We start from the raw sequence: 13,287 nt of genomic DNA on the forward strand, positions 1-13,287 counted from the left end.
GGAGCGTCTGCATTTCGCGGGCGTTTCAGGTTTTTTCATGCCCGTGGGTCACGAAAATTTGAAGCGTTTTCAGATCGGCAATCCTAACTGAGTAGTTGGCACTGTTCATTTTTTTGCAATAAATATGAAGCGCTTCATAAATGAGCTTGGTTAATAACAAATTTAAAACAGAACCTTTCATATCCATGTGCACGATGGCTTTCATGAGTGTCGTTTAAAAGATATGAAGCGTTTCAAATGGTGCCCAAATGCGCTGGCGCCAAACCAGGAGATAACAACAATGAGTACAAAAAACTGGGTTAAAACCGCCTGCGTTGTGCTTTCCCTGACGACCCCGATTGCCGTATACGCGGACATCAAAATGGGTGCCCTTTATCCCCTTAGCGGTTCTTTGGCTCTGCTCGGTGATGAGAGCTATCGTGGCCTCGAAATAGCGGTCGCGGAGCGTAACGCTGCCGGAGGCTTGAAAGGTGAGCAGATCAAACTGCTCAAAGCCGATGCGGTTGACGCAGGCCAGGCTGTAGGTGCCGCCCGCAAACTGACGTCTGTTGAAAATGTGACCGCCGTGTTCGGCAGCTATTCCTCAGCCCTGTCATTTGCTGCCACGCAGGTTACGGAAATGGCCGGGGTGCCGTATTTCGAGCTCGGTGCGGTCTCCGACAACATCACCGAGCGAGACCTCAAATACGTCATGCGTAGCAACCCAACCGCCAGAAATTTCGCTGAAGGGACGATCACGGCGATTACGCACATTGTGGGCCCCTCGCTGAAGGTCGATCCCAAGCAACTCAAGATTGCCATCATCCATGAGGATGCCCTGTACGGTACGACCATCGCTGGGTTCCAGAAGCAGCTGGCGCAAGAGCAAGGGCTGAACGTGGTCGAGGTGCTTCCATATTCTGCCAAAGCCGTGGACCTCTCGTCGCTGATTCTTCGCTTGAAAGGTGCACAAGCGGACGTGGTACTGCAGACCAGTTATCAGAACGATACGACACTGTTTTTCCGTCAGATCCGTGAAGCCGGTTTCAAACCTAAAGCCGTAGTCGGTGCGGGTGGCGGATATTCCATGCAGGACACCGTAAAGGTCGTCGGCGCTGAAAACATGGAAAGTGTTCTGGACGTGGATTTTCCTCAGTTTCAAACCAATGAAAATGGAGCTCCGGGCATCAGCGCGTTCGCCAAAGCCTACAAAGATCGCTTTGGCAGTGAGCCGCGATCAGGGCATAGCCTGATCAACTATGTCGGTGCGAAAGTCTTTCTTGATGCCATGGAAAAAAGTGCGTCCCTGGACGCCGATGCGATCCGTGCATCGGTCGCGAGTGTGGATATTCCTGTTGGCGGTACGGCCGCAGGTATCGGAGCCAAGTTCGCTGAGAATGGCCAAAACCAACGCGCCAATACGGCAATCATGCAGTGGCAGGACGGGGTACTGAAAACCGTTTACCCCGACGCAGCCGCCGTGACCAAAGCTCGCTTTTCCGATCAACCCTGAAGCCTGTAATCCTGTTGAAGCTTGATCATTGAGCTTCACGGATTCGCTCGCTCGAAAAGAGGGCGCAAACCATGGAAATTTTCATCCAGCTGCTTCTGAACGGCTTATTGCTCGGTGGCACGTTGGCCATTATCAGCATTGGCCTGACCCTTATTTTCGGCATCGTCCGGGTGGTCAATTTCGCCCACGGCGAGTTTCTGATGATTGGTCTGTACGCGGTGTATTTGATGAACGCTCACTTTGGCATTCATCCTTATGTGGCGATCATTCCTACAACAATCATTTTGTTTGCCGCTGGTGCCGCGATGCAGCGGTTCATCATTCAGCCATTGCTCAGCGCCGAAGGGCACATCCAGATTTTTGCGACTGTGGGTGTCTCAATTGCATTCATGAACGGCGCGCTGTTGATCTTCGGCGCCGACGTCATGACCGTGCAGAACATAAGCTTTGGCACCAGTACTGTCAGCATGGGCGCATTTCGCGTGAGCAGTGGTCAGTTGATCACCTTCGCGATGTCACTCGCTCTGGTCGCGGGGTTGCACTGGTTTTTGCAAAACACCTTCCTGGGTCGAGCCGTTCGGGCCACTGCACAACACCGCAATGCGGCGCAGTTGATGGGCGTCAACGTAAAGAAAATCTACATATTCGCATTCGGTTTGGGCTGCGCCTGCCTGGGCGTCGCATCTGGCCTTATCGCACCTCAGTACCCGGTTTTTCCTACGGTAGGGACGTTCTTTGTCCTGACTGCATTTGTGATCGTTGTGCTCGGCGGTCTTGGAAGTCTTTCGGGGGCTTTGGTAGGCGCAATGCTGATCGGAATCGTCGACAGCCTTGCGGGTTACTACATCGCTCCAGACCTGAAGGAAGTTGTTTATTTCTCGATCTTCCTGGGCATTTTGGTGTTCCGTCCGACAGGCCTGTTTGGCGCCGGTCGCGGGTCTGAATAAGGAGAATGGTCATGAATATTCTGCATCCGCGTGTTTATGTCAGCGTACTGGTCTTGGCTCTGCTGCTGGCCATTCCCCTAACGGCTGGTTCCCCCTTCATTTATCACTTGTTCATCCTGATTTGCAGTTATGCAGCGCTCGCCAGCGCTTGGAATATTGTCGGAGGTTTTGCTGGTCAACTCTCCCTCGGCCATGCGGTGTTTTACGGTGTGGGGGCTTATACCACCACATTGCTGATGATCAACCTCGGCATCAGTCCGTGGATCGGGATGTTCGTTGGCGCGATATTGTCGTCCATTGTGGCGGTGTTGATCAGTTGGCCTTGCTTCAGATTGCGCGGGCCGTTTTTTGCCTTGGCGACGATTGCGGTACTGGAAGTCGTGCGGCTGATGGCCATTAATCAACATGACGTGACGGGTGGTGCCGCTGGCTTGGGCGTACCGCTTAAGCTGGGCGTCGAATGGATGTTGTTTCGCCCGCGCTGGCCTTATCTACTGATTGCTTTTGGTTTTCTCATCATCACTTTGGTGGTGTCCTGGAAGATCAAGAACTCACGCTTGGGTTATTACCTGATTGCAGTTCGCGAGCGTGAAGACGCGGCGCATGCGGTGGGTGTGAACTCGGTCAAAGTCAAATTGATTGCGGTCGTCTTATCGGCACTCCTCACCAGCCTGGTGGGCAGTTTCCATGCGATGTACCTGACCTTCATCGAGCCGGGTTCTATGTTCTCGCTGGAGATGTCGATTCAGATAGCCATGTTCGCGCTGATCGGCGGCCTGGGCACTGTTTCGGGGCCCTTGATCGGGACGTTGTTGGTGTTGCCATTGGCGGAGCTTGCGCGCGGCTGGCTTGGCGACATGGGCAGCGGAGTTCACGGCCTGGTCTACGGCATTGTACTGGTTGTGGTCGTGCTGACGATTCCACAGGGTGTGGTGGGGCGATTTGGCGCGCGCGTGTTCGGCTGGATCGACGCGCTGCCCGGTGGACGCCAGCCACATGCTAACGCTGACAGGGCAGTTGAATCCCCGGCGCCTGAACCGCAATTGGTAATGAGCGGCGAACCCATTCTGGTTGCTGAAAATCTGCACAAATTCTTTGGCGGGCTGCATGCGACCAACGACGTGTCGCTGAGCTTGGCCGAAGGCGAAATCGTCGGTGTAATCGGCCCGAACGGCGCGGGTAAAACCACGGTCTTCAATCAGCTTTCTGGATTCCTTCTGCCCTCCAAGGGGCAGGTCAAAGTTCGCCTGCGCAGTGGAGATTGGGTCACCCCGAACAGCCCGGCCGAGTTCGCCAAGGCCGGCATCGGGCGCACCTTCCAGATCGTTCAACCGTTCGCTGATTTGAGTGTTTGCGAAAACATCATGCTCGGTGCATTCATGCACACGGCTGATGCGAAGGCGGCGAGGGCAATCGCGGAGCAAGTCGCTGAACTGACCGAGCTCACCAACCTGCTGGATACTCGGGCACGCAACCTCACCGTCGGCGGTATGAAGCGGCTTGAAATGGCCCGTGCCCTGGCGACTCGTCCGAGGATCTTGTTGCTGGACGAAGTGATGGCCGGACTCAACCCTACGGACGTGGCCAAGGCGATCGCCGTTATTCGCAGAGTCCGCGACTCCGGCGTCAGCGTCTTGATGATCGAACACCTGATGCAAGCGACCATGAGTCTGTCGGACCGCATCATCGTAATCGGCTCCGGGACTTTGATCATGCAAGGTGAGCCGAAGGATGTCATCAGCGATCCACAGGTGATCGAAGCCTATCTCGGCAAGGAGTACAGCCATGCTTAAGCTCGACAATATCCATTGCGGATATGGCGGTACTGAAATTCTTCGTGGTGTTTCTTTCGAGGTCAATGCTGGCGAAGTGGTGACCATCGTCGGAGCCAACGGTGCGGGTAAAACCACGACTTTGCGCAGTCTGTGCGGCATCGTTACCCCCTCCCAAGGCACGATCGAATTCGAAGGGCAGCGCATTGACGGGAATCGTCCGGATCAGATTGTCGATGCCGGCCTGACGTTGATACCGGAAGGGCGTCAGTTGTTTCCGTTCATTAGCGTGCGCGACAACCTGTTGATGGGGGCCTACAAACGTAGTGCTCGTGCGGGTTACAAAAAACGTCTCGACGATGTTCTGGATCTCTTTCCACGGGTTCGTGAGCGCCTGGATCAGAACGCTGGAACGCTTTCGGGCGGTGAGCAACAGATGGTCGCCATCGCTCGCGGCCTGATGGCCGAGCCCAAGCTATTGATGTTCGACGAGCCGTCGTTGGGCTTGTCGCCGCTGCTGGTCTCACAGGTTTTCGAGATCATCAACAAGATCCTGGAGCTGGGGACAACCGTGCTGATCGTCGAGCAAAACATCGTCCATACCCTGCGTATCGCGCATCGAGGCTACGTACTTGAAAACGGCGAGGTAGTGCTGAGCGGCACGGGCCAGGAGCTCCTCGATAACCCTCATGTCAAACGTGCCTACCTGGGGCTCTGATCGAGTCGACCTGTGCTGTGCGCTATTACTCCGTAACAAAGATGAGAACACGCTATGACAAATTCTAGACACTCCGGACGTGTTGTTTTGGTCACTGGAGCCGGTGGTGGTATTGGCGCTGCTATTGCAGAACTTTATTGCCTGGAAGGTGCTGCAGTCGCCCTAGTCGATGCCGATAAAGTGAAGGTTCAACAGCAGGCTGAACTGCTGCGTGAGGCAGGGTTTACAGTCGGTTGGGCCAAAGCCGATGTGGCTGATTATCAAGAGTGCGCTGGCGCCTGTGACCGTTTGGGTCAGGAGTTGGGCCCTATCGATACCTTGATCAATAACGCAGGTATATCGCCAAAGCACGATGGCGCTCCTGCGCCGATCTGGACAATGAGCCCCGAGGAATGGCAACGGGTTGTCAACATCAACCTCAATGGCTCATTCAACCTGGTCCGGGTTTTGACGCCTGGGATGGTGGAGCGCGGTTTTGGCCGCATCGTCAACATGTCTTCAGTGGCGGGCAGTGCGTTTTTGCCGATAGTGGCGGCTCACTATAGCGCCACCAAAGCAGCCATCGTTGGTTTTACCCGTCATTTGGCCGGTGAGTTGGGGCCGTTTGGGATAACGGCAAATGCATTAGCGCCAGGGCGAATCGAAACCCCATTGCTCAAAACCGTTTCGGCGCAGGCCAACCAGGCGGTTGTCGACGAGACACCACTACGTCGGCTGGGAACACCGCTTGAGGTGGCTAGGGCGGCGTGCTTCCTCACATCGAGCGAAAGCGATTTTATTACTGGCCAAGTCGTCGATGTGGCGGGCGGATGGTTGATGCGGTAACGACCGAAGGTAAAAAAGAATGAGTTTGATCGGGTCGTTCAACAGAAATTGACAACCCGATTCTAAACAGTAATCACTTTTTTGGAGGGCATCAGCCATGGTCAAAGCTATGGGTTTCCCCGGGCGGTACGAGCAAGGCCCTGGAGCTTTGAGGCAGTTGGGCAGAGTACTGACTGATATGGGACGGTCTCGTCCGTTGGTTTTGTGCGATGAGTTCGTCGCCAGGCATTTATGGCCGGAGGTTGGCAATGCTTTGCTAGCGCATGGTTTCGAGCCCTTGCACATCGAATTTCCGGGTGAATGCACTCATGCAGCCATTGCCTGGTTGTCTGAGCAAGCCTTGTTACATTCGCCTGACACCATCATCGCGCTGGGAGGAGGTAAGACGATTGATACGGCCAAGGGGCTGGCGGTAAATCTCAACGTTCCGATCATTGTCTGCCCGACTATTGCGTCGAGTGACGCGCCGACCAGTCGGCTGATCGTGCTCTACGATGATGACCACAAAGTTGTGGGAGTGGAGTACCTGGAGATGAACCCCTCAGCCGTCATTGTTGATACCCATGTCATCGCTCAGGCACCTGCACGTTTCTTTGCTGCGGGCATTGGTGATGCCATCAGTAAAAAATTTGAAGCCCATCAATGCCATTCCGCTGGTGGCAATAACTCTTTTGGAACCCCCGCGCTGCACACCGCGTTGATGCTGACCGATCTGGTGTTCGACACGCTGATGCAGTACGGCGTGTCGGCTTATCAGGCGGTTTGTCGTAACGAGGTCAATGACGATGTCGAGCGGGTAGTCGAGGGCACCGTGTTGATCAGTGGTGTGGGTTTCGAAAGCGGCGGGTTGTCGTTGTCCCATGCGCTGGTACGCGGATTGACGGCCATTCCGACCATGGCCTCAATGCTTCACGGTGAGCTGGTTGCCTTCGGTACCCTGGTACAAATGGCGGTGGAGGAGCGTCCTGTCGACGAGATCGAGAAGGTTGCTCGTTTGCTGCATGACGTGAAGTTGCCCGTCACCTTCGCTCAACTGGGCCAGAACACGCCGTTCACCACGACGCAAATCAACACAATGGTTGAAGCCACCTTATCGGCTGCCTATGCCAAAAATATGAATCCACCCTTGAACTACGCGCGCCTTGTTAATGGTTTAGCAGCGGCTGACAACATCGGCGCACGCCTGACAAATACCAAGTCATCTTCCTTGTGATCCGGCTTCAATCAACGGCCCGAGCTGTCTTATAAATACAAAAGTGAGATCGTAAAAGTGAACGAAAAAACTGTGCCTCATATTCACGAACTGCTAAAAGACTCGCCTAAAAACTGGGGCAAATGGGGCCCGGACGACGAGGTAGGCGCTCTCAACTATTTGACTGGCGTTGAAGTACTCAAGGGCATTGCCGAGGTCAAGCAAGGCAAGACCTTCACCTTGCAGGTCCGAATGGCCGATCCCAACGGCGACCCGATCTGGCCTGGGCGCTCGCAGGCCAAGCGAATGAATATTATGGACCGGGGCCATTACAACTGCGGCAAAGGCCCGCACTTTCCGGGCTCTTATGAGTATGCCGATGACGTGATGTTTTTCCATTTGCAAGGGTCGACCCAATACGATGCGCTGGGTCACGTCTGGTATGACGATCAAATCTGGAACGGTTATGACGCCGATACCACCATCGGTTCATTGGCCAAGGCCAGCGTCGCACCGATCGGCGAGCGAGGTGTGGTCGGGCGAGGCATTCTGATCGACATCGCGCGGTATCGCGGCAAGGACGTTCTTGACCCAGGAGAGACGTTCAATCACTTGGACTTGATGAACGCCGCGCAAGCGCAAGGTGTGACGATTCAGAAGCGTGACATCCTGATCATCAGAACCGGCTGGATTGGCTCGTTTTACTACCGCGACCCAGAAGAGTTTTATAAAGATTTCATCGAGCCGGGTCTCACTTACAGCCCGGAGTTGGTCAGTTGGTTTCACGAGATGGAAATTCCCAACCTCGTCACCGACACCATTGCCAACGAAGTGACAGTTGATCCCGTCTCGGGTGTGGCATTGCCTCTTCACAATGCCCTGATGCGTAACCTAGGCGTCACGTTGACCGAAATCGCGCAACTGGATCCTCTGGCGGCGGATTGTGCCGAGGACAAACAATGGACGTTCCTTTATACCGCAGCGCCTTTGAAGGTGGTTGGCGGCACCGGGGCGCCGGTCAACCCGATCGTTATCAAATAGAATCGACGCTTTAGGGGGTCTTCGGATCCCCTCTTTTTTGTGCGCTCGAATCATCCCTTCCGATTTAAAAAATTGTTAGCATGATGATCGCTCCTGCCTCGAAAAACCGATGCTTGGACGCTGATTGGCGGCGATCGTCAGTCACCGCGCCGTTTCAGGAATGCTGACTTTCTAATGAAAAAAACTGAAAAGCCCAAACTTAAAGACGTTGCCGAATTGGCGGGTGTAGCCATCGGCAGTGCATCCCGGGCGCTCTCAACTCCCCACTTGGTAAAACCTGCGACACTCGAAAAAGTTGCGGCGGCGGTCCTCAAGCTTGGCTATGTCCGAGATGGAGCAGCGAGGGCGCTCGCTTCGCGCCGAACCCACAGCATCGGTGCGATCTTTCCGACGTTCAACAACCCCGTATTCGCCGAAGCGGTTCAGGCCCTCCAGCAGCGTCTGAATGAGTTGGGTTACCACCTGATCATTTCGTCCCATGAGTATGATCAGGAGCGCGAGCTGATCAATGTGCGCAACATGATTGAGCGGGGGGTTGAGGGGTTGTTGCTAGTGGGGACGGAACACAGTCCAGCAGTGTATGACGCGCTTGATGCCTCGCATTGCCCCTTCATCCTGATGTGGTCATTGGACGGTTCTCACCCTCACCATTGCGTTGGTTTCAGCAACGAAGAAGGGGGACGCATGGTGGCTAAACATCTTGTGGATCTAGGTCACAAGAATATTGCAATGATCAGTGGAGTTGTGGCCTACAACGAGCGGGCTAAATACCGGCTCAAGGGGGTTGCAGATACATTGAAGGAGGCGGGGATTGAGCTGGCGTCCACTCAGATCATTCAACAACCCTTTACGCTGGAAGGCGGCCGGGCGGGGCTCAGAATAGCGATGGAGCTGACGCCAAGGCCAACTGCAATTGTCTGTAGTACGGACGTAACCTGCATGGGGGCAATAGCAGAAGCACGTTTACAAGGCATTCATGTGCCCACTGAGTTGTCCATTACCGGTTTTGATGACATCGACTTCGCGGCGGTCTCAGTACCAGCGCTCACGACTGTTTGTGTGCCCTCAACCGACATTGGCATTAGTAGCGCTAATAACATTATTGCGATGATCGAAGGCCGCCCGGTTGCCAGGCGTGAGCGTGTTCAAATTGACCTTGTAGTAAGGCAAAGCACCGCCCCTGTGAAGCTCTGATTCCGCCGGCTAAATGCCCGACGGAAGACTCGCGCCGGCTATGACTGTGCGTCACAGGTGGTTTGAAATTGTAGCTATTTTCATCGAGGGGTCACTGCCATAACCTTTCAGTCAGCGGAAATCAGAGCGCAATCATCGTGCTGTGAATTCGTTAATAAAAACTGAGAGGTCCAGTAATGAATACTCCTGTCAAACCTGATGAACTCGCGATTCCGTATCAGTTGCCCCAAGTTCCCTACATGACGCCAGACATGGTTCACCCGGGTGTAATGACCCAATGGCTGGAAGATGACGAGTTGTGGGTTCCGGTCACCAAATCTGTTTCATTCAAGCCTCTTCTGCTCAACACCAGTGGCGGGTACTACATCAACCTTCTGCGTGTACGTCAGGCCGGCGTGCTTTCTCGTCACCGGCACACTGGTGGCGTGCATGCGATCGTTCTTAAGGGGCGCTGGTATTACCTCGAACACGATTGGGTAGCCGAAGAGGGTTCTTTTGCGTATGAGCCGCCAGGTGAAACCCACACTCTGTTCGTGCCTGAAGATGTCGAAGAAATGATCACCTGGTTTCACGTTCAAGGTGGCTACACTTACGTCGATCCTCAGGGTGTAGCAGTGGGCTATGAAGACGTTTTTACCAAGCTCGAATCCGCCCGCGCTCACTATAAAACGCTGGGTTTGCCCGACGACTACATTGAGCAGTTCATCCGGTAACTCGGGCCATAAGAAAAAACGCGCTTCGGCGCGTTTTTTCTTATGGCCGCTCAGGGAGCATCAGTCTGAACAATCTACGTTAGGATAGGGCATGGACAATTACTCACAGCTACTCGCCTTTATCTGGTCTACCGAGTGTGGAAGCTTTTCGGCGGCTGCTCGCGCTCATAACATCACGCCATCGGCAGTCAGTAAATTGATCACTCGATTGGAGGACCGACTGCAAGTTCGGCTTTTCCAAAGAGGGTCACGCATCCTTACGCTGACGGAGGAAGGAGCCGCTTACCTGCGTAGTGCCAAGGCAGTCGTTGAGGCCATGAACGAGGCTGACTCCCTGGCAGAAGCTTTACCATCGAGAGTCAGTGGAACCCTTCGTATTCACACCATGACCTCTTTTGCCAAGCACCAAATAGTGCCTTGGCTTCCTGAGTTTCTGGATTTGTATCCATCACTGGATGTTGAAATTCAGCTGGGTGCGCAATTCGTTGATCATTTCGAACAGGGGCTCGATATCGCAATCCACAGTGGAGTGCTGCCCAGCTCTTCACGCATAGCCAGGCGAATAGGTGAGTGTGAATGGCTTATCTGTGCGTCGCCGCAGTACTTGTCCGAGCATGGTATTCCGACGAAACCTGCAGATCTGTTGGACCATCGATGCTTTAACTTTAGCTTTGTGAGCCCTTGGAACAAGTGGTCGTTTCTTCAAGACGGTGAGGGGGTCTCGGTCCCCGTTACAGCCAGTGCGTCTTTTACTCAAGGTGATCTACTGCGAGACATGGCTTTGTCGGGGGCCGGGGTCGTAAAGCTTGCCGATTTCCACATTGGACTCGATGTAAAAGCCGGAACGCTGGTGCCGCTGCTGGAGGAGTTCAAGTCAGGGGTTATTGAACCTATCTATTTGTTGTATTCAGATCGAAAACACCTGAGTCCGCGTATTCGGGTATTTATCGAGTTCTTCCAGAACAAGTGGCGTCAGAATCCCTGGAAGGTGAATTGAAAGTCGAACCAGAGTAGAACGTGATGGTGTTAGTGGAAGTGTTAGCATTGCGGAGTACCGCGTGATTAATCGGCCAAACGTTATTTAGCATTACACAGACGTTGTTGCCCTCTAACTTCCAATAGCTCGACAAAGGCGCGTACCTTTTCGTAGCGTAAACATGGCAACGCGAACCTTACCGGTGTTCCGGTGGGTTTGATGTGCGAGGGACCCTCCGGCGGCGATCATCGTCTCTTAGCCATGTGTCGAGTGATGGCGGCCCTATGTGACAGAAGCGCAGAAGCGCGACAACCGGGAAAGCTGTCGCGCTCTGACTTTCGACTTAGCGGTTGGCGTCAGCCAGACCAGCCTCAATGAAGCGTACTGAGCTCTCCATCGCCTGCTGACCTTCTGGCAGCATGCTGGAGTAGAAGTGCCAGGCGTGGAACATTGCAGGCCACACTTCCAGATTGACTCGCGCACGGTTGTCCGCCAAGTGGCTTGCAAGGCGCATGGCGTCACTTAGCATCAGCTCGTTCTCGCCAATCTGTACCAGAATGGGTGGGAGTCCAGTGACGTCCGCAAAAACAGGAGAAGCCAAAGGGTGGTTGGCCAGCGCGTCGCCCAGGAATGCTCTGGCAAGAATATCCAGAACAGGCTTGGAGTTCAGCGGATCGAGGCCTTCACGGTTGCTCATGGAGGCGCCTGTGTGTTCAAGGTTTGCCCAAGGCGAGATTGAGGAACCGACCGCAGGCAATGGATGCCCTTTGGATTTTGCCGCCACCATTACGCTTACAACCATCGCGCCGCCAGCTGACTCGCCTGAAAATGCAATCTTGTTAGCTGGGATTTTTTGTTCAAGCAACCACTCATATGCACGCAAAGTGTCGTCGATGGATGCCGGAAACTTATGCTCTGGAGCAAGGCGGTAGTCAGGCATATACACTCGGGCTCCAAGCATTTTTGCGTAGTTGCCGCTAATGCCATGGTAGCCGTCAGGACGACCAACTATGTACGCCCCACCATGGATGTACATCAACACTGCGTCGGTCTTGATCTCATCCGGAGTTACCAGCGTGCCCGGGACGCCGCCCATGTCCACGCCTTCAAACTTGACCCCAGCAGGCGCCGGATTCTCCGCAAGCATTTTTGCATAGGAATCGCGGATATCGCTCATTTTCGTGGTGGTATCGATTCCCTTAAGAACAGGTACCAAATCGCTCAGGCTGTTGGCCCAGGTTTGAACGGCTGCTTGTACTTTAGTATTCATATTGACCTCAATAGATCGGTGGGTATTGGAGTGGCTAATTGAGATGCTATTCTTATTATTAGGGAATTTGGATCCCTATAACGGGTGCAAAGGCGCCCCACCGTTGTGAGAAGCTGAGGTCGTATGGAAATTTATAACCTGAACGACATCGCCGCTTTCGTGAGCTCGGTCAATACTGGAAGCTTCACTGCGGCGGCCAAGCAACTCGGCCTTACCCGTTCGGCAGTGGGTAAGTCGGTTGTCAGGCTAGAGGCGCGATTGCAGGTGCGTTTACTCAACCGCACAACCCGCAGCCTGAGCATGACGGATGACGGACGGGTTCTGTATGAGCGATGTGTTGGAGTCTTACAGGATCTCGACGATGTAGAGGACGCGCTCGCGTTTCGTCGTTCGACACCTAGTGGGAGATTGCGGATGAGCCTGCCAGTTGCGTTGGGCAGGCTTCACGTTCTTCATCACATCGAATGCTGTTTGAAAGATTGGCCCTCGCTCAGCATCGACGTCATGTTCTCTGACAGGCTGGTAGACCTGATCGATGAGGGGTTCGACTTAGCCATGCGCATTGGCCCTCCCAAGGAGGACTCTCGATTACTCACGCGCACTGTGGCTTATCAGCAAATGATCACCTGTGCTTCGCCCAAGTATCTGGCTGAGCATCCAAAGCCTCAAACGCCTGAAGATTTGTCCGCACACGAGTGTCTGCATTTCGTGAGCGGGGGGAGATTGCTTCCCTGGAATTTCCGTGTGAAAGGTCAGCCTGTTTCCGTCACTCATGCTGGGCGACTGCAGATGGATAGCGCTGAAGCGTTACATCAATCAACTATCGCAGGCTTGGGAATTGCGACGCTTCCGTCCTACGTGGTTAACGATGAGCTACGTAGCGGTAAGCTCGTTCGACTGCTTGCAGAGTTTGCCGAGGCAGCAGAGCCTATCCGGGTGATTTACCCGAGCAAGCGACACCTGTCTCCCAAGATACGCCTCTTCATCGATAAGCTTGTAGAGGCATGGTCACCTTGTCCGCCATGGGAGCAGCGTTCGGCTGACTATGTCCGTCCTGCCTGATGGAAGGGCTTTGCCAAAGGAGGGCGGTCGCTATGTCCACTTGAGCCGGCATCCATTGCTAAATAGCCCGGCATCTGGCCGGGCT

General features: G+C 54.2%; 13 protein-coding genes. 11 read left to right on the forward strand and 2 right to left on the reverse strand.

Translation table 11 applies throughout. The annotated features are described in order from the left end of the window. Positions 1-25: 25 nt before the first annotated feature. Complete coding sequence (locus AC07V0_RS21175) at positions 26-205, reverse strand: hypothetical protein (protein WP_495019873.1); 180 nt, start codon at positions 203-205, stop codon at positions 26-28. Between the two features lie 75 nt (positions 206-280). Here AC07V0_RS21175 and AC07V0_RS21180 point away from each other — a divergent pair, with 75 nt between their 5' ends. From AC07V0_RS21180 to AC07V0_RS21225, 10 genes are all read left to right on the forward strand, one after another. Then, the gene (locus AC07V0_RS21180; RefSeq protein ID WP_495019874.1) at positions 281-1,492 is read left to right on the forward strand and encodes an ABC transporter substrate-binding protein; all 1,212 of its coding nucleotides are present in this window, start codon (positions 281-283) and stop codon (positions 1,490-1,492) included. Positions 1,493-1,563: 71 nt separating this feature from the next. After that, a complete protein-coding gene (locus AC07V0_RS21185; RefSeq protein ID WP_495019875.1) occupies positions 1,564-2,439 on the forward strand; it encodes a branched-chain amino acid ABC transporter permease in 876 nt (291 codons plus the stop codon). 11 nt (positions 2,440-2,450) lie between these two features. After that, a complete protein-coding gene (locus AC07V0_RS21190; protein ID WP_495019876.1) occupies positions 2,451-4,232 on the forward strand; it encodes a branched-chain amino acid ABC transporter ATP-binding protein/permease in 1,782 nt (593 codons plus the stop codon). Continuing rightward, entirely contained in the window at positions 4,225-4,929 is a 705-nt protein-coding gene (locus tag AC07V0_RS21195; protein WP_495019877.1) for an ABC transporter ATP-binding protein, read from the forward strand. The genes AC07V0_RS21190 and AC07V0_RS21195 overlap by 8 nt, the downstream gene beginning before the upstream one ends. 54 nt (positions 4,930-4,983) lie before the next feature. Beyond that, positions 4,984-5,754: an SDR family oxidoreductase gene (locus AC07V0_RS21200; protein WP_495019878.1), complete on the forward strand. Its 771-nt coding sequence runs from the start codon at positions 4,984-4,986 to the stop codon at positions 5,752-5,754. Positions 5,755-5,851: 97 nt separating this feature from the next. Then, positions 5,852-6,967 (forward strand): glycerol dehydrogenase, encoded by a 1,116-nt coding sequence (locus AC07V0_RS21205; protein ID WP_495019879.1) that lies wholly within the window; start codon positions 5,852-5,854, stop codon positions 6,965-6,967. Positions 6,968-7,024: 57 nt separating this feature from the next. Next, positions 7,025-7,987, forward strand: coding sequence for a cyclase family protein (locus tag AC07V0_RS21210; RefSeq protein WP_495019880.1), 963 nt, complete (start codon positions 7,025-7,027; stop codon positions 7,985-7,987). Between the two features lie 174 nt (positions 7,988-8,161). Then, a complete protein-coding gene (locus AC07V0_RS21215) occupies positions 8,162-9,181 on the forward strand; it encodes a LacI family DNA-binding transcriptional regulator (protein WP_495019881.1) in 1,020 nt (339 codons plus the stop codon). A 176-nt stretch (positions 9,182-9,357) separates the two neighbouring features. Further along, positions 9,358-9,894, forward strand: a complete 537-nt coding sequence (locus AC07V0_RS21220) for a 2,4'-dihydroxyacetophenone dioxygenase family protein (RefSeq protein WP_110749246.1) — start codon at positions 9,358-9,360, stop codon at positions 9,892-9,894. A gap of 91 nt (positions 9,895-9,985) precedes the next feature. Beyond that, positions 9,986-10,891 carry a LysR family transcriptional regulator gene (locus AC07V0_RS21225; RefSeq protein WP_495019882.1) on the forward strand — a complete coding sequence of 302 codons (906 nt, stop codon included), beginning with the start codon at positions 9,986-9,988 and terminating at the stop codon, positions 10,889-10,891. A gap of 322 nt (positions 10,892-11,213) precedes the next feature. Here AC07V0_RS21225 and AC07V0_RS21230 read toward each other — a convergent pair whose 3' ends face one another. Then, the gene (locus tag AC07V0_RS21230; protein WP_495019883.1) at positions 11,214-12,140 is read right to left on the reverse strand and encodes an alpha/beta hydrolase; all 927 of its coding nucleotides are present in this window, start codon (positions 12,138-12,140) and stop codon (positions 11,214-11,216) included. A 123-nt stretch (positions 12,141-12,263) separates the two neighbouring features. Between AC07V0_RS21230 and AC07V0_RS21235 the strand changes: the two genes are divergently transcribed. After that, entirely contained in the window at positions 12,264-13,202 is a 939-nt protein-coding gene (locus tag AC07V0_RS21235) for a LysR family transcriptional regulator (protein ID WP_495019884.1), read from the forward strand. Positions 13,203-13,287: the final 85 nt, after the last annotated feature.

The sequence above is a fragment of the Pseudomonas sp. GW821-FHT01E10 genome, from assembly GCF_059422365.1.